This is a genomic window from Nitrosomonas sp. Is79A3, from assembly GCF_000219585.1.
Lineage (GTDB): Bacteria > Pseudomonadota > Gammaproteobacteria > Burkholderiales > Nitrosomonadaceae > Nitrosomonas.
In genome coordinates this window covers 3,500,018-3,523,067 of sequence record NC_015731.1, presented here as the reverse complement: position 1 = coordinate 3,523,067, position 23,050 = coordinate 3,500,018, and the positions used below count along the sequence as shown (strand labels likewise).

At 48.4% G+C, this 23,050-nt stretch carries 18 protein-coding genes; 9 read left to right on the top strand and 9 right to left on the bottom strand.

From position 1 onward, the window contains the following. Window positions 1–98: 98 nt before the first annotated feature. Window positions 99–2,651, bottom strand: coding sequence for a YdbH domain-containing protein (locus NIT79A3_RS16355; RefSeq protein ID WP_013967252.1), 2,553 nt, complete (start codon window positions 2,649–2,651; stop codon window positions 99–101). Between the two features lie 235 nt (window positions 2,652–2,886). Between NIT79A3_RS16355 and NIT79A3_RS16350 the strand changes: the two genes are divergently transcribed. The 7 genes from NIT79A3_RS16350 to NIT79A3_RS16320 all read left to right on the top strand — a co-directional run bounded on the left by NIT79A3_RS16350 (window position 2,887) and on the right by NIT79A3_RS16320 (window position 11,600). After that, on the top strand, window positions 2,887–4,314 hold the full coding sequence (locus NIT79A3_RS16350; RefSeq protein ID WP_013967251.1) for an alkaline phosphatase D family protein: 1,428 nt from the start codon (window positions 2,887–2,889) through the stop codon (window positions 4,312–4,314). A 146-nt stretch (window positions 4,315–4,460) separates the two neighbouring features. Then, complete coding sequence (locus NIT79A3_RS16345) at window positions 4,461–5,471, top strand: metal-dependent hydrolase (RefSeq protein ID WP_013967250.1); 1,011 nt, start codon at window positions 4,461–4,463, stop codon at window positions 5,469–5,471. A 69-nt stretch (window positions 5,472–5,540) separates the two neighbouring features. After that, window positions 5,541–6,377 (top strand): hypothetical protein, encoded by an 837-nt coding sequence (locus tag NIT79A3_RS16340; RefSeq protein WP_013967249.1) that lies wholly within the window; start codon window positions 5,541–5,543, stop codon window positions 6,375–6,377. A 208-nt stretch (window positions 6,378–6,585) separates the two neighbouring features. Beyond that, complete coding sequence (locus NIT79A3_RS16335; RefSeq protein ID WP_013967248.1) at window positions 6,586–7,836, top strand: hypothetical protein; 1,251 nt, start codon at window positions 6,586–6,588, stop codon at window positions 7,834–7,836. Between the two features lie 350 nt (window positions 7,837–8,186). Then, window positions 8,187–10,985, top strand: coding sequence for an SUMF1/EgtB/PvdO family nonheme iron enzyme (locus NIT79A3_RS16330; protein WP_013967247.1), 2,799 nt, complete (start codon window positions 8,187–8,189; stop codon window positions 10,983–10,985). Between the two features lie 112 nt (window positions 10,986–11,097). Next, window positions 11,098–11,340, top strand: a complete 243-nt coding sequence (locus NIT79A3_RS16325; RefSeq protein WP_013967246.1) for a type II toxin-antitoxin system Phd/YefM family antitoxin — start codon at window positions 11,098–11,100, stop codon at window positions 11,338–11,340. Continuing rightward, window positions 11,340–11,600 (top strand): Txe/YoeB family addiction module toxin, encoded by a 261-nt coding sequence (locus NIT79A3_RS16320; RefSeq protein ID WP_013967245.1) that lies wholly within the window; start codon window positions 11,340–11,342, stop codon window positions 11,598–11,600. Before NIT79A3_RS16325 ends, NIT79A3_RS16320 begins: the two co-directional genes overlap by 1 nt. A gap of 22 nt (window positions 11,601–11,622) precedes the next feature. Here NIT79A3_RS16320 and NIT79A3_RS16315 read toward each other — a convergent pair whose 3' ends face one another. Further along, complete coding sequence (locus NIT79A3_RS16315) at window positions 11,623–12,324, bottom strand: type 1 glutamine amidotransferase (protein WP_013967244.1); 702 nt, start codon at window positions 12,322–12,324, stop codon at window positions 11,623–11,625. Between the two features lie 168 nt (window positions 12,325–12,492). Between NIT79A3_RS16315 and NIT79A3_RS16310 the strand changes: the two genes are divergently transcribed. Beyond that, window positions 12,493–13,875, top strand: coding sequence for a DUF2868 domain-containing protein (locus tag NIT79A3_RS16310; protein ID WP_013967243.1), 1,383 nt, complete (start codon window positions 12,493–12,495; stop codon window positions 13,873–13,875). 3 nt (window positions 13,876–13,878) lie between these two features. Continuing rightward, the gene (locus NIT79A3_RS16305) at window positions 13,879–15,291 is read left to right on the top strand and encodes a DUF3482 domain-containing protein (RefSeq protein WP_013967242.1); all 1,413 of its coding nucleotides are present in this window, start codon (window positions 13,879–13,881) and stop codon (window positions 15,289–15,291) included. A 67-nt stretch (window positions 15,292–15,358) separates the two neighbouring features. Here NIT79A3_RS16305 and NIT79A3_RS16300 read toward each other — a convergent pair whose 3' ends face one another. From NIT79A3_RS16300 to NIT79A3_RS16270, 7 genes are all read right to left on the bottom strand, one after another. After that, window positions 15,359–16,393: a methyltransferase gene (locus tag NIT79A3_RS16300; RefSeq protein ID WP_013967241.1), complete on the bottom strand. Its 1,035-nt coding sequence runs from the start codon at window positions 16,391–16,393 to the stop codon at window positions 15,359–15,361. Next, the gene (locus NIT79A3_RS16295; protein ID WP_013967240.1) at window positions 16,393–16,911 is read right to left on the bottom strand and encodes an SRPBCC family protein; all 519 of its coding nucleotides are present in this window, start codon (window positions 16,909–16,911) and stop codon (window positions 16,393–16,395) included. The genes NIT79A3_RS16300 and NIT79A3_RS16295 overlap by 1 nt, the downstream gene beginning before the upstream one ends. 155 nt (window positions 16,912–17,066) lie before the next feature. After that, entirely contained in the window at window positions 17,067–18,353 is a 1,287-nt protein-coding gene (locus tag NIT79A3_RS16290) for a porin (RefSeq protein ID WP_049785387.1), read from the bottom strand. Window positions 18,354–18,514: 161 nt separating this feature from the next. Beyond that, window positions 18,515–19,357: an alpha/beta hydrolase gene (locus NIT79A3_RS16285; RefSeq protein ID WP_013967238.1), complete on the bottom strand. Its 843-nt coding sequence runs from the start codon at window positions 19,355–19,357 to the stop codon at window positions 18,515–18,517. Window positions 19,358–19,383: 26 nt separating this feature from the next. Next, window positions 19,384–21,120, bottom strand: a complete 1,737-nt coding sequence (locus tag NIT79A3_RS16280) for an ABC transporter ATP-binding protein (RefSeq protein WP_013967237.1) — start codon at window positions 21,118–21,120, stop codon at window positions 19,384–19,386. Window positions 21,121–21,148: 28 nt separating this feature from the next. Next, window positions 21,149–22,222, bottom strand: coding sequence for a molybdopterin-guanine dinucleotide biosynthesis protein MobB (locus NIT79A3_RS16275; protein ID WP_013967236.1), 1,074 nt, complete (start codon window positions 22,220–22,222; stop codon window positions 21,149–21,151). 117 nt (window positions 22,223–22,339) lie between these two features. Further along, on the bottom strand, window positions 22,340–22,993 hold the full coding sequence (locus NIT79A3_RS16270; RefSeq protein WP_013967235.1) for a hypothetical protein: 654 nt from the start codon (window positions 22,991–22,993) through the stop codon (window positions 22,340–22,342). Window positions 22,994–23,050 lie beyond the last annotated feature (57 nt).

Here is a 23,050-nt window from a genome sequence, read left to right as displayed (position 1 = left end):
TGCACTCCTTTTCTAATGGATTCCCAAGCTGTATTTTGGCTGGGAACCGGTAATGAGCATAACTGTGCTCTATGGCTATAAATATGATGCAATCTAACTTAATGACGCCTGAACGCGCTACGCAGAATTTCATGGGTTAAATTGTAGCCTTGATTAATCGTCTGCAGAATTTTGTCGATATCACTTTCCAAATTGATATTCAAGCGAAAAACCTGCCCATCCTTAACCTCAGGATTATTCCCCAGCAAGGAAAGTTTGGCGATCAAACCATGTGCTGCCGATTTATCCAGATCCAGTGACAGCTCGGTGTAATGAAAATCCTGCACAGCTTGCAGTAACAAGTTCATCTCTTCACCGGCGGTGGCTAACAGTTGTGAAGCTTTTGCGGATTGGAAGCGCAAAACACCCGGTGCCTTTGCTGCTAAATGGCCTTTCCTTATCATAACCTGATTATCTTCCAAGCGGAGCGGAATCTGACCATCCAGATGCCCGCTTCCGGTGAGACCATCGATTTGAATCAAATTAAAAAAGGGCTTCAGATCAATGTTGTTCGCGCGGATCAGGATGTCGGTGTGCGTAGCGGCAGGGTTAATGATCGCGGGTGCTAATGAGAGGATGCCATCCATCATGGAAAATTGCGCTTTCTCAAGCGCGATACGCGGTGGATCAGCAGCCTCGATCTGGTAGGAAACCAGCAGATTCTCAACCGGTATGCCGAAATCAATGCGCCGGATCGTGATGGTCTGCTGCGGCGGGCTGCTGGGCGATAATAAGTTCTCTAAATTGAGTGATGCATTGAGATCGCTAATCTTGGCGGTTTCTTGAGTAAATGATACATGGCGCAATTCAAACGCACCGCGACTGCTATGTATTCCCTTGTTGGACCATTTGAATTGCGCGCTCGCGCTGATCTGACCGCTCACATTTTCTAACTGGGATAGAGCAGGGGAAAGTGTATTGGGCTGCAAGCGGTCTGATGAGAAATTGAGCGGAACAATCTCGGCTTTTACCATCCCGTTACCGCTGCCGGGCGAATGCTTACCGGTGATTTTTAAATAGCGTAAATCCGGTACGCCGCCCGCAACGTTTAAAGCATACTCCACTGGTTTTCCTGCGGCGGCTTCATTCCGGATGCCGCCGGAAATGGACAGCGCTGCGAACAGCGGCTCGGGTGCCAGATGTTGCAATTGGCCGACAGTAAAATCAGCGGTAGTGCCGGTTTCTGGGTCATTCAGATGCAGCGTGGCTGAGATAGCCTGCGATTGTAGTTGAGATTGCGGCAACAATACCGCTGCATCGCTGATAGTAAAACGTCCCTGGTACTTCTGTTTGGTGTTGAATGCTCCGGTCAGAGTTATTTTTCCTGGCTGAATCTGTGCCTCAATGGCCGGAGATTTATCTTGATCAATCAGCATGGTAAAACTGGCGGGAGCTATAGCGATATCCTGTTTAACTGCCAAGCTCTGCGAATTCTTAACCAACTCCAGATTGGCTTTGGAAATTGAAAACCTCAAAGGATTCTGGAAGCGCAAAGCAGTGCCGGAGTTAATCTTGCCCAAGGTAACCTGCCCCGGATTGCGCAGTCCAATGCGCCAGCTAGCCTGATCGAGAATAACTTGCATTGGTAAGGAAACAGATATCTGCCGGATATCCATAGAACCAATGATCGATTGGCCGCCAACGATACCTAAATCGAGCTGTCCTACCCAGGAATCCGGTAATCCGCGGATATCTCCTTTGACACTGATTTGATCAATGGCCGTGTCAGGCAATAGGAATGCTGCCGAGTCTTTATCAGCTTGTTCTGAGACTGGTTTCTCTGACATTTTTCCCGGCAATTTAATATCGGATAAAGTAAGTTCTGTGTGGATGTGTTGTAGCCGCATTGCCGCAGCTGTAAAAGTTACTTCGCCCGAGAAATTGGAGATTTTTGCCTCACGCAAGTTCAGTATGCCTTCTGCAACGGAGATCTTGCCCCGCATGTTACCCTGCCTATCCAGAATCGCAGTTAGCGTTACGTTGGTTTGACCAAGTGAACCGGAGACTTCGGCGCCGAGACGTATCGCCTGAGTGCCCGGCTGGTCTTGCTTGATGTCGCCAGCCAAAGCAACCACCAAATCACCCGCCGACGAATGGAGATGAATCGCCGAATCCTTGAGAGAAAAGGCAGGTAGCCAGGGTATGTTGACATCTCTTCCAGTCGTTGACGTCATGGCTTGCAGAGAATCCGAAGGAAAGCGTTCTCCGTTCAAATCGAGCACCCATTGCAAACCGCTGATCTCAACCGATGCCGGTTTTCCGGCGAGCAGATCCTGCAGTTGCCAAGCGACCAGAATTTTTCCAACACGCAATTCCTTGTTATCACCTGCTGTCAGATCCTGCAAGTGTAAGGAATTGAGTGAAATATCGAGAACTGAAATGGATTGCAGCGGAATCCCCTGTTTTTGTAGCTGATCGTTGATAAGCGTCTCTAACAGGGGGTACCGAAATATATAAAGACTAATTCCGGCGGCGATCAGAAGACCTGCTAGAACTAGAAGCCAAGTGTTGAGATGTCTGCGTCTCTTGTTAATTGATGAGGCTTGCAAATGGCTCATTTTATTAGTCGATAAATTATTGGCAATTGCAATGGTTTCTCCGGTAAAGCCCATTTTCTCTATTTATACTTTTTCGGATTTTCAAAATAAATAGAATCTAGTGTAACAAGTGTCGCAGCAAATCTAATGACTGGGTTAGGTAAAATCTATATAGTGACATAAAAGGTCTAGCATAAATCAACAATGGATATTTAAGCTTTTTTATTAGAATGCATTGTTCTTAATGGTCAAGTAATAAGTTAAGAACCAATATGCAAGATATCCGACAGCCAGTTAATTGGAGAAGTAAATGAAAATTCAAACGCCCACGATTGGGCCGATCATCGGATACACCACGCCCAATCAAACGAGGATATTCTTACGTGGCATGGATGAGCGTCAAGGCACTGAATTCCGGCGCTGTTTCGGTGTAGTGAGATGGCGGGCGGCGGGCTTGGAGGCTTGGTCCAAACCGGTATTTAACAAGCTTTCGCCTAACTTTGACATGACCGGTGTTTTCGTGCTGAATGGATTGTCCCCGAGCACGAAATATGAGTATCAGGCAGGTTGGTTCTATGCTGATTCCGAGTTGGAGATGGTTCAGATTCTCGACGACAGACAACTCGAATGGCCGGATCAAATTGATGGTTTCCAAATGAGTTTTAGAACCAGCACTTCGGACACCAATGTTGCGCGATCCTATGTGGTCGGCTCCTGCCGTTACCTCTTGCGTCTCTTTGGCGGCGCATGGTTTGACGATCGTGGCGATAAGGTGTTTCGTACTATTTTGCAACAAATCGAGCAAGAGTTGCATATCGATGCCTTGCTGATGATCGGTGATCAGATTTACGCTGACGACCTCAATTTTGTTTCGCCGGACACTCGTCTGGATCAATTTCTCGAGCGCTACCGCAATGTTTTCTCGCAAGAGAATATTTGCAAACTGATGGCGCAAGTGCCAACCTATATGATTCTTGACGATCACGAAATAGAGGACAATTGGCCCTCCAAAGCGACGAAGCGAGATTGGGTAACCCTGTATCCCCATGCTATTCACGCCTATCAAATTTATCAGTGCAGCCATAGTCCACTTTTTTCTGCACGCGAAGATGGCCGCATTGACGGTACGCTTTCGCGTTTCTGGTACCAATTCTCGGACGGATGCGCAGATTGGTTCGTAATGGATTCCCGCACTGAGCGAAAGCTATCGAAATCTGGCGAGAGAATGATCAGCGAAGTGCAAATGGCGGGATTGTTGGACTGGCTTAACGACGGCTCTGGCCGAGTTAAGTTCGTTGTTACGTCTGTTCCGGTTTTTCCGGACCTGAGTGCGGAAAGTGAGGATGCCAAGGACAAATGGGGCGCCTTCCCGATGCAACGGCAAGCCATCCTTGAACACATCTATAACAATAAGATTCGCAAAGTGGTGTTCGTGTCAGGTGACGTCCATTGCTCCTTCACCAGCCAGCTTACCCTGGAATCAAACCCTGATTTTTCTATCCACTCGATCATCTCTTCATCGTTTTTCTGGCCTTATCCGCATATGACAAAGAGCGATTTCTTGTTTGGTGAAAAATTACTTGGCATGGATCGGCACTACACGAGTGAGTTGACGTCACCGGTATATACTACGGATAACTTTGCAAGAATCGACGCCGATTTGTCTGAAGTCCGGGTTACTTTTTATGAGCGGAAAGGGACTCAGCTCGGGGAAGCGATTCGACTTCCTCTGAAATAATTCAAATGATTGTAGTCGCGCCATGCTTAGTGCTATTGATGGGGAATGCAGAGGTGCACTCATTTCGGGCTATTGGATCTTGAAGAATCAGTAATATACTTTCTAGTACACTAATAAGTATCTTTTCATTTATCGCCTTTTAGAATATGGATTTATTGACCCAGGGATTGCTCGGCGCCACGATGGCGCAATCAGGAGCCAAACAACAGGAAACGCGACTTGCGACCGGCATTGGTTTTTTTGCTGGAATTGCTGCGGATGCCGATATTTTGATTCAGTCGTCGAATGATCCCCTATTGAATATCGAGTTCCATCGCCATTTCACGCATTCGCTGTTTTTTGTGCCGTTCGGTGCCTTAATTGCAGCGCTGCTGCTGTGGCCATTTTTGCGCAAACGCCTGCCCTTTGCCCGTCTGTATTTATTTGCTTTGCTCGGCTATTGTTTGAGCGGCGTGCTGGATGCTTTTACCAGCTATGGTACCAATCTGCTCTGGCCAGTGAGCGATGCGCGCGTGGCGTTTAATATCATTTCGGTACTGGATCCGGCTTTCACGTTGATCTTACTGATTGCCGGGGTGATTGCTTTCAGGAAATACAATCACACGGCGGCCCGGATTGGGTTATTGCTCGCGGGGGTTTACCTATCATTCGGTTGGATGCAATTGCATCGCGCTGAAAACGTCGCGGAAACACTAATTGCGGAAAGGGGGCATCGTGCGGAACAATTGCTGGTGAAACCGACGCTCGCTAACCTGGTACTGTGGCGTTCCATCTACGAATTTGAGGGCAGGCTCTATGTAGATGCAATCCGCGCCGGTTTGTTTTCCGAAGCACGCATTTATCCGGGAGAATCCGTTGAAAAATTTATCCTGGAGCGCGATTTGAGTACATTGCCGCCGTCGTCGGTACTGGCCAACGATATCGCGCGTTTCAGCCATTTCTCGGCAGGATTGCTTGCGATTCGTCCGGAGCAACCGAATGTGCTCGTGGATGTGCGCTATTCCAATTTACCGATGACGCTGGCGCCGTTATGGGGTATCGAAATCAATCCGGAACAACCGAATCAGCATGCGAAATATACGCTTTACCGGGATTCATCCAGCGCAACGCGCGAGAAATTTCTGGCATTGCTCCTGGGTGAACATATTTTAGACTGATTGATCCGGCCTGGATTCTGAAGCAGAAATGAAACCAATCAGGATCAATGTGATAAAGAGGAGAAGAACATGAATTCATCCAATCGTCCTATTACTTCACGAGAATATAAATTGATGCTGAATACAGATCGTTTCAAGGACAGGGAAGAAGGGATCGAAGTATTCCTGCGCCTGATTGAGTTTCTTATCAAGAAAGAAGGCGGGGTTATCAAAAAAATACAAAACAAAAAAGAAGACGAAGAAATTCGTCTAACCTCGTACTTGGATACCCCGGAACTCGCCCTTCGCCAGCAGGGTTACTCGCTACGATTACGCGATGAAGCCAACGCGGAAAAGAGATTCCAGATCAACCTCAAATACCGGTCATCCGATCGCTATATTGCAGCTGCCCGGGATCTATCGTGCACGTATGAAAAAAACGATCATAAATTTGAGGAAGATATTCTGCCGCCATTTGTCAGCAAATTTTCTCATTCCACATCAATCAAAACTGCTGAGATGCCTGATTTAAATAAGGTGAAGAAACTGGCCGCTCTGTTCCCGGGGTTAAAAGAACTGCCGATTGACGAAAAGACTGAAATCAAAACAATCAATGACTTTCAGGTATACGAAGTGGTTCGTAAGCTTTGCCAATTTCGATTTGGCGAAGAATTACTAACTGTCAAAGCCTGTTTGAGTTTCTGGTATTTCATTGACAAAATGAATGATTGGCCACTGGTCGGTGAATTTTCTTTTGATTATGATATGCCTGAAGAAAAAGAGGAAAGCAAAGGAACAAATCTGGAAATGTACCCAAGCCAAACAGTCGAGGGCGCCAATCGGTTTTTCAGCGCGGTGCAAAATCAGGCAGGCTGGATAAATTTTAATACCACAACGAAAACAGCTTTTGCGCTGGAAGTTTTATAGGGAATCTCCGAATGACTCACCTTTGTCATTCCGAACGTAGTGAGGAATCTTTGGCAATCAACTGTATAGATTTTTCGCTATGCTCGAAATGACAGTTATTCAGAGGCTCCATAGCTTTTAAAATGGAACGACCATAGGTTTAATCACGAAAATCAGATTGCGTGGAAGCAGTATGCAAAACGGCATCAACTTGCGGTGAGGAGAAATGATGTTCAAATCAATTGATATACTTATTGGATTATCCGTCATTATGCTGGTCGCCAGTATGGCTGTGACGATGATTACGCAAGCAATCATTGCTGTAAGCGGAAGCCGGGGGCGGAATCTACTGGCAGGGCTTGTTGGTATGATTGAGCAGCTTGATCCTGGATTTTCAAAAAGACACGCACAAGAGATTGTAAAAATGATCCTGACGCACCAGGCTGTCAACGGTGGAACTTCATTTGGCATTGTTCGATATGGTGATGTGATTCACCGCGAAGAGTTGACCAAGATACTTCTGGAACTGGCTTCCAAAGCAGAAACTCCGGATCAAAAAATTACCAAGATCCAGCAGCAGGCATTGAGAGCTCTTAAGAACACAATGGCAGCCAACGGGATCGTCAATCCTGAGCAAACCCTGGATAATGTGCGGCTATTTGCGCTCCAACTGGAGAAATCCAGTCCTGAAATGGCAAGCAATGTTCGACACAACATTGCTTTAATGCGATATGCCCCCAGTCAATTCCTTGCTAAAATTAATAGCCGCTTTGATTCGATCATCGATCGTGTCAGTGATCGATTCACCTTCAATGCCCGCATCCTGGCTTTTTTAAGCGCAACCCTTGTTGCTGTGGCGTTGCAGCTTGATACAATCATGCTGGTCAACCGCTTGGCCATGGATGAATCAACGCGAACGGCAATCGTGCAAGCAGCCATTGATGAAGTCCAGAGTAAGGAAAATAATAACCTTGCGGAAAATCCATCGGGTCAATCTGCTGCAACTGCACCGGAATCAGTAAAGGTTCTTTATAGATCCTTGGCAAATGAAGGCATTCTGGTGGTGCCCAAAATAGGTGAGTGGTCAGATAGCTGGAAAAATGTAAATCCTGCTGGGGTTTTCCTCTCAATCCTGCTTCTCAGCCTAGGCGCGCCGTTCTGGTACGGTGCCCTGGGTAAGCTGCTGCAATTGCGCTCTCTATTGGCGCGGAAAGATGATGTAGAGCGTGTCCTTCGGCAATCTACCCAAGAAGCGGGGAAGTCTGCCACACCAGTGGCACAATCAATGCCACCTATGCCCAGCAATAAATCTGCGACCGCTGCAGCGCCAAGCAGCCCAACGGATAGCACAGCTCTTACTGCCGCCAAGGCTGCAGTAAATGCAGCAAAAGTCGCAGAATCCAAGGCCCAGAGCGCAATGACTGCGATCGATGAGATCAATGTAAAGCTCGATCAACTACTTAAAAAGAAATCTGATTAGTTACTTGACTAAGTGAACTTTAACGATCAAGCGGTGGTTTTTTCGTCGGTCGATATTTGAAATGGATTTGCGATTCACTGTAGTTTTGCCACGGGGTTGTTTATTGGCTGCCGGCCGCTTTTTTCAATGCTGAACCATGGCGCTACGTATCATCGACATCGAGACCCGCATAGAGTATAGTTTTTGCATAGAAACCTAATTTGAATCCGCTATCCCAACAAGAGTGCGTTTGTTTTTATAATTTTCTCAAGTCTTATCATCTCAGTGATTATTTCACCCCCATCTATTTTGAGAAATTTTCAGGCGACTTTCGCCTATGACCCGATTACCTCTTTCTTTTCTGATTGATCATGAGAGTCTATCTTTCTTCCACGTTGAACGACCTGGGGCCTGAGCGGCAGGCGGTCAAAGAGGCCCTTGGCGGCGAGTGCACGGTTGTCGAAAGCTATAGCGCCGACGAGCGCAGTGTGCGGGACAGTTGCCTTGCTGATGTGGCTGGGTGCGATCGATTCATCGGCATTGTTGGTCGCCGTTATGGGTTCATTCCTCCCGGTCAGCCATTTTCCATTACGGAGCTTGAGTACCAGAAAGCACGTGAACATAAACTGCCGACCTTGATCTTCGTCAAGGATGATTCTGCGATCACATTGCCTTTCAGCGATGCAGGCACCAGAGAGCGGGATCCAGAACTGATCGAATCGTTTAGGCAAAAAATCAATAGCGGAGCCGATGATGCTTCTCGTGGAGTACCCTTCAAGACCCCGGCAGATCTAAAGTTTCAAGTCTTGAAAGCTTATCATAATCTTTCACTTCGGCATGACAAGCCCCTATCAAAATGCATCGAGGGCCGCCCATACCCAGGCTTGCGTGCCTTTCGGACCACCGAGTCAGATCGATTCTTCGGCCGGGATGCGGAAATCGAAGCGTTGACTGAACGTCTCATTGTTCGCAGTGAGCGCTTTCTTGCCGTGATCGGGCCATCGGGCTCGGGCAAATCTTCACTGGTGTACGCAGGATTAATTCCAGCTCTTAAGGAGAACGCGATAACAGGAAATGTTCGCTGGGTTCCAGTCAGCTTTTCCCCGGGTAAATTGGGCAATGATCCGTTTCTGCCCTTGGCGGATGCTCTGAGCGAATTATTTCCAGACCAAAACTGGTGCGCGCCGGATCTGACGCAGCGGCTGCAGATGAATCCGGTCGATATTGCCACTGTGGCGAGAGATGCTCTGGGGCTGGATGGCGCAGCCGCCCAGCTTTTGCTGTTCGTCGATCAATTTGAGGAAGTATTTGCCAGTAAAGTGGAAGAAGCTGCTCGCAGTAATTTCTTTAAGCTGCTGACTGCTGCGGTGGAGTGTCCGTTGGTGCGCGTGGTGGTCGCAATGCGCTCTGACTTTTACGACCAATGGCCACAGGAGGAAACCTGCATCGCGTTACTGCGCTCGGGGCATTTTCCGGTTGCCGTCCCGGGACAGGCAGCGTTGGAAAGAATGATCACCGGCCCAGCCCAGGCGGCGGGACTGACTATTTCCCCGCACTTGGTGCAGCGCATTCTGGACGACACTGGATCAGGGCCGGGTGCATTGGCGTTAGCTGAGTTTGCTTTGTCCTTGTTGTATGACAAGCGGGATGGCGATACGCTGACCGAGGCAGCTTACGAGGCCATAGGCGGTGTTGCTGGCGCCATTGACGGCCTGGCTGAGCAAGCAGTTGCGAAGGCAGTTGTGAAGGCTAAAGAAAAGCTTAATCAGGATCCGGAAGTATTTGATGAGAAATCCATTTCACCTTTGTTTCTGGCCATCGCCAGCGTAGAACAGCGCGATAATGCAGCGGGTGGTGCGTTGGCGGTGGTGCGCCGCCGTGCAGCCAAGGGTGATCTGCCTGAAGCTGCTTTGATCCTGGCTAAGGAACTCGTCGATAAGCGCATCTTAGTCAGCAGTAACGAACAGCCGGCGGTGTATGAAGTGGGACATGAGGCCGTGTTTAGCCATTGGAAACGTTTCAAGGACTGGTACGCTCGCTATGCGGCGGATCTGGCGCTGCGCCATCAGGCCGAGCAGGCAGCGCGGGATTGGGACAGGAGCAATGATCAGCAGCGGTCTGTCCTGAAGTGGGGCTGGGAACGGCAAAAGCCCGCCATTGAAGCGTTGCGCAAGCTGAACCAGCTTGCATTGCCTGCTCACGATAAGTATTTTTCTGATTCAGGCATCGCGACTTGGCGGGTGCTCGAACCACAATTGCCCGAGCTCCTGCGTCACTTTCTCACCCCGGAGCCGCTCGCACTGCTTGACGAGCTGAACACTGACCATACACCGCATCACCGCCGCGAAGAAATCGGCCTGCGCCTCAATCAGTTGGGTGATCCACGGCGTGGTGTCGGGCTGAGAGAGGATGGTCTGCCCGATATCGTGTGGGTAGACATGCCGCCTGGTGAAGTCATCCTGGAAGGAACTAAATCCGATAAACTCTTCCCGGTGCCACGTTTTCGCCTGGCCCGCTACCCGGTCACCTGGGCGCAATACCGCGCCTTTCTTGACGCAGCGGATGGTTATTGCAATCCAGCCTGGTGGGAGGGCCAGCCGAGGGAAGAGAAACCCGGTCAGCAGCTGTGGTCTTTTGACAATTACCCTGCGATCAACGTCTCCTGGTACGATGCAGTAGCCTACTGCCGCTGGTTGAGAGTAAAACTGCAATTGCCGATTCGATTGCCCACCGAGTGGGAATGGCAATGGGCTGCTCTCGGGAATACACAGCAGAATTACCCGTGGGGTGAGTGGAACGGGCAGCGTGCAAACAGTGATGAGTCGGGTATTGGTCGTACGGTTGCGGTAGGTTTATATCCGCTGGGCCGCAGGCCGCCCCGTGAAGATGTTTTGGTAGACGATATGGCTGGTAATGTTTGGGAATGGTGTTTATACGAACATGCCGTGCAGGAAAATTGCCAATTATCAGGAAGCGAGGCCTGCGTGCTGCGCGGCGGTTGCTGGCTCGATAGTCCGGACGGCGTGCGCGCGTCGGTGCGCGACGGCACCCATCCGGGCAATCGTAACTTCAATATCGGTTTCCGGGTATTGTGTTCGTCCCCCATCGAATTGCGGATCGCTGAAACGCTGGTGTGCTGTTCACTGATAGCGCCGCGCAGCGGCGCTTGAATTTTATTACCTTTGATTTTGTGCCTGTGCCAATTATTGCCGGCTATTCTACCTTGAAGCAAAATGGACAATGCGTACGTGAAAACGTATGATGCGCTATTGGGAGGTTTTTATGACAACGTTGAATGTAACCGAAGCCAGGGCTAAATTATATAGTTTGATCGATGAAACGGTATCCAGCCATCAGCCTATTATTATTAAAGGGAAAAGATCAAATGCGGTATTGCTTTCCGAGGAAGACTGGAATGCCATTAATGAAACACTTTATCTGGTTTCCATGCCTGGCATGCGTGAATCGATTAGGGAAGGTTTGCAAACTGAGGTTGATGCTTGTAGCAAAGACCTGGATTGGTGATGTGGGTGCTGTGCTATACGCATCAAGCAAAAATGGATGCCAGAAAACTTGCAGCAGCCGGACTGAAACAAAAGGCACTCGCGTTGCTCGATGTCATTCGTAATGATCCTTATCAAAATCCACCGCCTTATGAAAAATTAGTTGGCGATTTGTCGGGCGCTTATTCTCGTCGCATCAATATCCAACACAGGCTTGTTTATCAAGTATTGGAAAAAGAAAAAATTGTGAAAGTATTGCGGCTGTGGACGCATTATGAATAAAGCATTTTGCGAAGCTGTCTACTTATTTCAAATTAATAATCCATTTCTGATATAACCGTTCGGCCACTGCATTCAGTTCCGCTACACGCTCCGGCAGATTCTTCTCAATCTCAGCGATAGCTTGCACCGATGGCTCGTTCAGGCTGGCGAGTTCTTCCGCGCCGACGCTGCACCAGTCAATGACCAGGCGTTCGGTCATTTCCACGTGGCATTGCATGCCTAAGTGCATTCCCAATGCAAACGCCTGATTCTCACAATACGGGCTGGACAGGATGCAGGTGGCACCTTGCGGGATGCTGAACGCTTCGCCATGCCAATGAAATGAGTTGAAAGTCGTCAGATCATCAAACCATGCACGGGCAACCGGGTTGTCCGGCACATTGACTTCGCCCCAGCCCATTTCTTTGACCGGATTGGCGCTGACGATACCACCGAGCGCCTTGGCCATGAGTTGTCCGCCGAGGCAATGGCCCAAAACCGGCATATCTTCTGCAACCGCTTGCCGGATTAAAGCTAACGAGTTTTCAATCCACGGCAAATCGTCATTGACGCTCATCGGCCCGCCCATAAACACCAGGCCGCTGAATTCAGCAATGCCGGTCGGCGGTTTTTCACCGGCGTCTATTTTAATCAGTCGCCAGGGAATATGATTGTTGTCGAGAAATGTGGCAAAATAGCCTGGCCCTTCGATGGGCAAATGTCTAAAAATTGCAACCGGCTTCATGGAATTTTCCTGCCATAATTTTTGAATAATTTAATAATGAATTTTAGCTTGTTTTGCAGCAAATTTTCTGCTGAAAATCCCGGCAATTTTTTCTTTAATACTTGTGAAACAAACATACACCACCAACCGTAACACCCGAATCGTCATTCTCCCGGAATGGGCAAACCCATGCCAGTAAAAAAACATACATTTGATGATCTGGTGCGTATCGAACAGGTACGCAAGATAGAGTCTGCTAAAGCGGAGGATTTGTCGTACGCCAGTATTCAGGAGTTGCCGAGGTCTGCCAATGGTGATTTCAATTATGCGGATTTTATCCAGCGATTGAACACGCGCGCCAAGCGATTGATTCAGGAAAACACGCTGAACGATGCTTTGCAGCAGCCGCACCGGCAATTTATCCGCGCGCGCCGGATTTGTCTGGGAGTTGCCGTCATTCTGGGCGGGTTGGCGGCAAGCCAGGCGGTGGGGGATTATTCGACGCTGAATATTTACTGGTTGCTCGCGGTATTGCTGGGATTTAACTTGATTTCCCTGTTGCTATGGATTTCGGGCATTACGCTGAATCTGCAAAGTTTAAGCAGCGGCATTGTCGCGCAATTGGCCAGTTGGCTGCCTTACCGGCACAAGAAAGATCCCACGATTGCCTCACTGGCATCGCACGCCTGGTGGGAGAGTTGCTTAACCGGCGATGTCGGCAAGTGGCGTATCAGCGTACTCACGCACAAATTCTGGTTAACCTACTTGATCGCCGGCATGGTGTTACTGATATTACTCATGCTGGCCAAACAATATAATTTCATCTGGGGCACCACGTTGCTGCCGGACAGCACGCTGCCACGACTCACGCAAATTCTAGGCACGCCGCTGGAGGCGATGGGATTAAAAATACCGGATGACCCGCAAACTGTTGCCAGCCGGATAGGCGTCAGCAAGCAGGATGCGGAAACACGAATGGCTTGGGCTACTTTTCTAATCGGTGCGTTACTGGTCTATGGCATATTCCCGCGCCTTTTGGTGCTCGGCCTCTCGCTCGTCATGCAAAAATGGAGTGAGCACCGGTTCAAGCTGGATCTTTATTTGCCCTACTATATAGAGCTGCGTCAGCGCTTGATGGCGCGTGAAGTGAAAGCCGAGGTTATTGATGCCGATCCGCTGGCTGGCGTCAAACCCGCCGAAGTTACACTGCCGCCAGCGAATGTCGCCATTCCATCGAATGCGCAGGCGTTTGGTATTGAATTGGATCAAGCAACAAACTGGCCGGAATCAGTAACTTGCCGGTTGAATATCATTGATCAAGATTCTCATGACGAAGCCATTGCGTTGATAAAAAATCTCAATGGCCCGTTATTGCTGGGTGTAGCTGCGCATCGCTTGCCCGATCGCGGCGTGCAACGCCTGATCAAGGAATTGGTCGACAGCAGCAACGGAAAACCCTGGTTAATCCTCTTGAGCAAGCCGTCGGCTCCGGTTACCAATGCGCGCGAATTTGCCTGGTTCCGCCTGGCGGAAGCCTGCGGCATTCCCGCAGAACATGTGATTACCCAATAAATTATGATCGTAAAGAATCCCCATCGCCCGCATACCGATGCTTTGCTGAATATTGCCGTCGTCGGGCATACCAATACGGGCAAAACATCATTGATCCGCACCATGCTGCGCAGCACTGAATTTGGCGTTATTGAAGACGGTGCAGGCACTACGCGGCATGTCGAGCAAGCGACGATATCCGCTGACAACGAAGCGATTCTGAATTTATACGACACACCCGGTTTGGAAGACTCACGGGCGCTATCCGCACATATCAAAAAGCTGGCTGCAAAATCGAAATCGCTACCACCGGTGCAGATACTGGAGCATTTCGTGACGAATGTTGCCGTCAATGATCCACTCGAGCAGGAAGCGAAGGTTATCCGGCAAGTGCTGCGCAGCGATATTCTTCTCTATATCATCGATGTGCGCGAGCCTTTCCTGGAAAAGTACCGCCTGGAACTGGACATACTCACACAATCGGCCAAACCGATTATCCCGGTGTTTAACTTTATCGCCGGGCATGACCGGGAATTGGCGAAATGGCGCGAGCATCTGGCAGCTTTCCACATGCATGCCACGCTGGAATTCGATACCGTTGCGTTTACTTTTGAAGCGGAAAAGCGTCTGTATCAGAAAATGCAGACTTTGGTGGAGTCCCATTACGACCGGCTGCAGAAGCTGATTGATTACCGTGCCAAATTATGGAACCAGCTTTGCTTATCCGGCGCCAAACGGGTTGCTGCGCTGATTGTGAATGTGGCCTGTTATCGCGAGAGCAAATCGACCCAAAATAATCTGATCGCGCATTCACTACTTGAAGACCGGCTGCATGAATTTGTCCGCAAAGCCGAGCAGCATTGTCTGCACGACTTGTTATCCATTTTTAATTTTTCGGAAAAAGATGTCGCGATCCAGAAAATTCCGGTCAGCAACGGCCACTGGCAATTGGACATCTTCGCCCCCGGCATACTCAAAGCGTACGGACTTGATGTCGGCAGCGCCGCAGCCAAGGGCGCGGCAGCCGGAGCGGGTATTGATTTGATGGTTGGTGGCATGAGCCTGGGCGCTGCCACTGCATTGGGTGCCATTGCCGGTGCTGGTTGGTCGACCTTCAAGCGCTATGGCGATGAAATTAAAGCAACCGTAAAAGGTACACAGTGGCAATGCGCCGACGAAACCACGCTGCAAGTATTGTATCTACGCCAAAAACACCTGCTGAATAAATTAATGCACCGCGGTCATGCCGCGCAGGATACCTTGCATGTGGACAAAGCCGAGAGTGAAAAATTACCCGATAACTGGAGCAAACTGACCAGCGCTTTACGCCAGAATCCCTCTTGGCAAGAGCCTTCCGCCGTTCGTAACAACAATCCGCAATACCAGGAAATAGAAGCGAAGCTGGTAGAAGCGTTGCTGGATGAGGGCGCAAACTAATTGCTTGCTCCCGTCTAGTCCGCCCAGCCTGATCGGCTCAAAAAATGCCTGCAAGTATAAGCAAAAGTTAGGGTTTGCGGGCGGTAACGATACTGTAATAGCCTGAGGCTTTGTGAATTTGAATTTCTTCAAATCCTATTTCCTGCAACATCGCTGATAATTCCGAGCCGGAGTATTGCTTTCCTTCGGTCCACCCCATCATCATCATGCCAAATGCCGCCGGTGCAAAAGGACCTGTTTTGTCGTCGTTACACAGCATTTCATGAATTACGATACGTCCGCCACATTCCAAGTAGCGGAAGCTTTTCGCGGTCAGGAAATGACATTTTTCCGGTGGCCAATCGTGGTACATATTTGAAAAGAAATGGAGATCTGCCGATGGCCAATGATCGCACCAAATATTAGCCTCATAGGTTTTAACGCGATCCTGCAAGCCATACTCAACAATGTACCCTTCAGCCACTTCGCACACTTGAGCAAAATCCAGAACAATCGCCTGCAGACTGGGCAAGCGTAAAGCTGCGCCAATCGAGTGCGCGCCTGAGCTGCCGCCGATATCCAGCATCGTCCGGTACTGGGAAAAGTCTATTACCTTCGGCCACACCAGCGCTGAAGCCATGCTCATACTATGCATGCCACAAGTGAAGCGGTGCAACAATTCGATTTGCTCTTCATGCGTCTTGAAAATATCACCGCCGCCGTAAGCCTGCGGGGAATCTGTCAGAATTGCTTTCTCCAGGCTGGCAAAGGAAGATACCTGATAATTGTCGATCATCAGATCCCAAAAAAAACCGAAATAATTAGGGCTGCTCTTCAGCAAATATTCTTCTGAGACGGCAGTCAGAGAATAACGCTCTTCTTGCAATGACAAGAAATCCAAAGCGGTCGCTACGGTCAGGATAGCCTCCGCTGGGCGTTGCTTAATATTTAACGCGCTGCAGATATCGGCCAGTGTGCGCGGGCCATCCGCCAGCAAAGAAAAAACTTCCAACCGATGCGCCAGCAGTAACGCTGGATAGCCATAAACCGCGAAGACTACGTCCCATACCGGACGATCATCGACTCGTGGTGCCTGAATAGTGGGAAAAGTATCTTGTTCCATCAGCCCTCCTTTTTGGCAGAAATTTTTGCGGATCTTTCTGCTTCAACCAAGCGTTTGATATTTTGAACCGTTCTTTCAGCACCCTCTTTGATGGCAATACGAACCAATCCTTCAAATGGCCGCATGATTGCCAGAATCTCAAGCAGCTCAAAAGAAAATGTCAGTTTGGTTGATTCTTCAGGATTGATAGCCTGTAATTCATAGGTGCAGCGGAAAGGATCAGACACCCCGATAAGCGTTAAACGTACGCCGGGTTCGTATGCGGAGATTTTAAATTTAGATTCTGTCCGGCGTCCTTGGTCGATACGCACCTGCCGTCCTTCAGTTCCCAGTTTTATCGGGCCGGGAGTGATTTGCTCAAGCTCTTTAACTTCTGGTGACCATTTTGGATAGTTCTGAAACAAACCTTCTCCGACATACTGGAAAATCTCTTCGGCCGGACACACTACGACAGTATGCGCCTTGCCTACGACCGGCTCGGTGGAGCCTAAATTGAGCATGGAACCTAAATTGAACATATTGCTTAGTCCTTTCTGACTGGTGGATGCCCAATCCAGCTTATTGATTGCGATTGGCTTAGACAGTAAACGAATAAAGGATCTATTTCAAGCGCTATTTTAGTATGTTAGGCAAGAAGAATCTGTTCAGTGCGTATTGTAATTGGCTAAGAAAATCAAAATGCGATTTGCATGCGTGAAAACAAAACCTTCTCTTCGGGGCGGTTGATTCCTCCGCTTGCGCTGCTGGTAAAGTGAGTCTGATTGTAATCCAATTGGAATTTAATATTGCGATTGAGATACCAATTGATACCCACTCCGAAGTCCTGCGCCTTTCTGGCTGATCGATCCGGGTCAAACAATCCATTTGTAAACGCATTGGAATCCAAGTTTAACACCGAATAACGTGTCACGAGTTGCACAGCACCCCATGCGCTGATATTTTCTAGCGTTATTGGATTAATTGGTCTTATCCTGCGAAAAGAAGCATTGCCATTAAATACAACCCAGGATAATTGCGCTTGATAAGCTTCGTTTGAAACCTGATCAGTGGATGTTCCAATCTTGATATCTTGCTGGGAAATTGTATATTCGCCAAGTAGGCCAAATGGGCCGTAATGATAGTAAAGCTGCGGGGAAATTCGTTGGCGGCTGCCATCGGCGAATGCGCCTTGTACATAAGAAGCAATGACTTGCTGACCCGGAGAAATAAAGGCTGGTAAATTATAATGGCCTTGCTGTGCGCGGCCTTGCTGCGTTCCATAACTATAAGCAATACCTAGCCCAAGTCCTTTCAAGAGTTCAGCATCGCTATGTTTCAGGGGATGGGAGAAAATACGTGCAACAAAATCTACACCGCTGTTGTTTGAATTAATAACACTGCCGCGTAATCCTGAGCTATTGTCGATTGCGCCGTTAAATAGTCCAATCTGATATTCCGTCGTATCCCAGAGTATGTTGCCGAAAATTTGTGCACCGATTTCACGATTGGGTGCTAAGTTGGTAGGAAAGGCGCGTTCGTTAAAGGCCAACGCCGTGGCTGATTGCAGCCGCTCCAGCCCAAACGGGGGTTTGAACTTGCCTACACGAACATTGAATGGTTTCGTGAAATTACCCTCTAGATAGACATCCAGGATTCCTGGTGTAGCCCCAAAACCTGACATGATATAGAAACTATAAGTCTTGTTAAATTTAACCTCGAGTGATGGTTGAATTCTCCGCAAAATAAAGCCATCGTTGCCTGAGTTGGTTTGATCATCAAAAAATGTTCGCGAATCAATCTGCATAAACCCGCCAAGGCGGATTTCACTTTTACCTTTATTCCATTGATAGCCTAAGCCAGCATTTCCGATGAAGGGGCCAGGTTTTTTCTTTCTTCTTTTCTTTTCTTTGGAGGTTTTTTTTGAGATTGATTTCTGCGATCGGTCAGAGGTATCTTCTTGTGCATAAGCAGTGATACTCATTAAGAGGCTGCAAGCCATTGCACTGAGCACAATCTTTAACCAGGATATTTTCATTTGCGCGCACTATCAGATTGGCGGATTCTTTTGGTATCACTACCAATCTTTAATAGGATTCTAATTAAACGTATTCGATCTGTTCAAGTGAAAGAAATGGCACACTGTCATCCCTCAGGAAATAAAAAATCAAATGTTTTCTCTCCCATGCCGCCGCGCTGCATACTGATAGAAAACGAGTGGGGTGAATCAGGTAGCAGATGAAATGCATAGGTTGTCAGTAAGCCCTGTGTTCTGGCTTGATGATTCATCTCTTCTACCCAATATTGACCGCGTTCAATGCGGGTTCTACCTTGCAATCTGTCAATTTGTGATGATTTATTGAGTTCTGCATCACGCCGATTATCTTTTTCTCCCACCAATACACAAACAGGGATATGTAAGAATTGCGCAGGGTCGAATTGTATCTGCGGTAGGCGGCGGGATTCTTTGATCCCGATTGGGTACTCAAGTGTTGGATTGGGCAGGGTGTACCACCCCGGCGCCCCCAAAACAATCTTTGCGACACGTTCCGGATAAGCAAGCATATAACGATGCACAAATTGTGCTCCGCCCGAATAGCCAAACAAGTATAGCTTATGTGTGCTGGCTTCAGTAAGTTGGGCAACTTCAGTTACGATTTCATTGAGCATGAGATCGGCGCGTTTACCTTTGTGCCCTAATCTCTGATAATCAGGAAAACGATCAGCTGGAAAATAGGGGGCGATCATCACGACGCCAAATTTCTCAGCAAAAGCTGCAAATCGCTTGGCATGTTCTTTAACATTACGCGAAATTCCATGTACGGTAACAAAGACTCTTGCGTTGTTTCCACCGTAATGGGGTATATAAAGAAAGTATTTCTGGCGTGAATCCATTTGCAGCGTACGTTGCAATACAACTCCTCGCTCTAATGGTTTGGAACGGGGTGTCATATCTATCGCCCTAGCGGTAGAGGCTTGTAGCAACATGAGTAATATCCCCCAGACGATTAGCTTCAAATGGCTACCGATTTGTTCATGCCAAAGAACTGTGCGGTTGGCCCATTGCCGGATAACAGTTCGGCGGGCGCACCAACTTCCAGCAAAAGGCCTGCCTCGAGATACCAAATTACATCAGCGGTCATGATATGGCTTAAGTGGTGCGTTACCATCAATACGGTACCTTGATGTTCAGCGAGCACACGGTCTAAGATTTTGTTGGCTTGTGAATCCAAATTGGCATCCACCTCGTCCAGCAGGAGAAGCGCGGGATTGCCGAGTAAAGCACGTGCTAGAGCGATTCGTTGGCGTTGGCCTACCGACAAGCTCAAACCACCTTCGGCAACACGTGTTTTTTCTCCTTCCGGAAATTGCGCAAGTAATTCATCAATACCGCATAATGCGCGTACTCTGGCAACTTCTTCATCCGGTGCATTACGCCAGCGATAACGCAAATTCCTATCGATGGTACCGCGCAACAAAGGCAAATCCGGGCCTGCCATGCCGATAGCATGCCGGACAGAATTCAAGTTGTGCTCCGCCAGGTTTTGCCCATCAAGAATCACTTTTCCTTCATGAGGGTCAATTAGGCGTGCAGCCAATAACAACAGTGTCGATTTGCCTGCGCCATTGGGACCCACTACCGCAACAATCGTACCTGGCTCTACCGTGGCACTCAATTGACTTAATCCGCCCGCTACACTGACAGAAGCGAACTCTAAACGGCCTGAATTGACTGTTAAATCCGGTGCATTTGCTGATTGTGCGACCAATGAAGGGCTGTCTAAAAATTCTTTGATTCTTTCACGCGCAATACAAGCGCCATGCCAATACTCCTGAACGCGTCCTAAATCACGCAAAGGAGGTAAAAGAATGCCGACAATACTGATCGCTGCAATTACTGAACCCATACTGGCTGTTCCAGCGGCTACGGCAAAAACACCTGCCAGTAGCGTTGTTGCTGATGTCATGGCCACTGAGAATTCAGTTATTCCAAGAATCTGTCCGGCGACCCGTGCTCGTGCGACCATTGAGTTTTGTAAATATTTTCCCTGACGGACAATATGTTCGCGTTCGCGATCAACTTGACCAAATACTTGTACGACAGCAATGCTGGTTACTTTTTCATTCACATTCGCTGCTAAATTGGATAAGCGGCGCCGAGACTCAATTGCAGCAGCACGCATGCGTCTGCCAAATAAGTAGGTTAATCCTGTGCCGATGACTAATGATAGGGTGACCGTCAGAGTCAGCTGCCAATTGATCATTCCTAACACCACTAATGCGGATGCTGTTGATACACCTGCCACCGTTACACGCGCCAATCCCATGCTGACCCAGCGCCGCAATGAAGTCATATCTCCGACAAAACGGAGTGATACACCGCCCCTGCTACGTTTTTGCAAGGTTCTGGGTGTCAGATAACTCAGGCAATCGTACAATAGAATTCGAACCTCGGAGGCATAGTGTTGGCCCATATATTCGGCATCAATACGTTCCATCATGCGCAACCAACTAATGCCAGCAGCAGTAGTGATTAATCCAATGATTAGCCACGCCACGTGCAGGCTGAATGTGGGATGTTCAGCAATCAGAAAACTGTCAAATATTTCTCTTACCAGCCACGCCGTACCAATTGCCAATGCAGCTTGAGTTAGGCCATTGGCAACAAGACGCGTAAACAGAGTACGGCGGCGGCCGTGAAGTATGGGTGGAATGATCATTTTGTCTTTATAAAGGGTATTGATATTCACGGGATCCTGCTGTTGTAGTGAATCAACCTTAACTTGCCAGTACGCTCCGTAGCGATGGTGGTATCTGCAAGGGAATTTGCAATACATCGACTATGGTTGGAGAACTGAGTGCCGCTTTATCTAAAACGGGTAATCCGGTGGCTTTTTCAGTTTCAAAGATCGCCAGGGGGGATGCGGTCAATCGACCGCTGATGGCAGTCACGGGTAATTTGTTACTTTGAAGGCACGCAATGCCAGCCGCCGCGCCCATTGCATCGCCCGCTGCAAAAATTACACTATCTACAGTTTTTGCAAAGACCTTGGAATGAAGTAGAGCGGCTGTTTCGGATTGAAATAAGCCATCCGCTACTTCAATCACAATCGCATCTACTTTGGCTACGCTCAAATGCGTAACAAGCGTTTCGATAATATTGTCAATCTGTGCTGGTGTGGCAAGGTAAGTCGAAGGAAAGCCCGCATGGGTAAAATCTAAGGTTAATTTTGCTCCCGCATCTGTCATGAGCCAAGTATCCCGGCCTGAGCCGGTACCTGTCACCTTGGCAGCACCTACTGTATAACCTGCATTAACCAGGCCACGAATCAAGGTTGCCGCGGTCGTTGTTTTTCCGGCGTTCATGGATGTGCCAACCACTCCGATTGTGTAAGGGCGAGAAAACAAGCTAATCAGCTTAGGCAAAGCAGTATCTTTTAAATTGATTCGCTGTTGAGTATCTGCTAGTAAGCCAATCGGTTGAATACTGGTAGGGGCTTTTACATTGGCATGACGATGATTCATACGTGCTGCGATACCGCCTGATGCGACGAGATCGCACGATTCCAAATCATTGGGTACTTGGGCTTCAAATTGATCAGGCGCATAGCGGTTACCGTAGCACACGATAATTTCATCCCCTACAAACAAGGCAGAACGCCGGCCGTGTGTTAATTCTAACCCGGCATGGTGACCTATCTTTGTTACCTTCGCCAGTACCATATCCCCGGCCTTAGGAATAACATCGTCTCCATCCAGCAAAGCGACCACCGATTCCAGTTTTAAATTGCGCGGCGTATAGGCTATCTTGGCCTTGAGAAGGCGTTCTTGGTTGATGTGTGTAATGTTCATACGAATTCCTTTATCTATGAATCCTAGAAGATAAGATTTTTATGTTGATTATTTTGGGAAAATTTGATAGCGCTTATCAATTCAGAGGAGTTGAAAAACTCCTCTGTTTGCTTGGAATTAGCTCATTACACTGACATCATCCCAACTAATTTGGTCCGGTTGTACGCCAACCAGCGTGATCGATACATCATCGCCAAAGTGCACGATAAAATCTTGACCATCGTGATGGGCATCTGTAACAAAACTAGCCAGCTGCGCGATTGACGTGAGACCAAGGCCGGTGTCAAACACCAGAGTATCGTGGTCCTCCAGTGAATTAAAGTCTGCGATACGCAAATGTGCTGCTTCACGGATAACGAAATCGTCAGCCCCGTTCCCGCCATGACAGTCCTCACCCCCGCGTACTGCAATATGATCATCACCATCTGATGGCGAGAATGAGAGATCGTCCTCAAACTTAAAGTGGTGCCCGTCAGGAGGAGCATCCGGTGAGATTTGCCATTGCTCAGAAACACGCAGATAAACACCATCTGCATCCATGTCAGCATAATGAGTGGTTTCCGTGCCGAATGGTTTCACTTCGGTGCGGATGACTTCACTTCCTTCCACTGTGTAAGTTTCGCTGCCATCGTCATCAATGGACTTGGATTTCCATGAGCCATCGTCCTGTTCGAACACCTCAGTTACCTTGCCGTCCACAATTGTAAACTTGAAGGCTTTGTGATCGTGTCCAGATGAATCATCCTCAAATTCGTCATGTCCTGAACTCATGTTTTTCTCCTAATTAATGTAAGTAAAAGTAGTGATGCATCGTGTTGATGTTAAAGG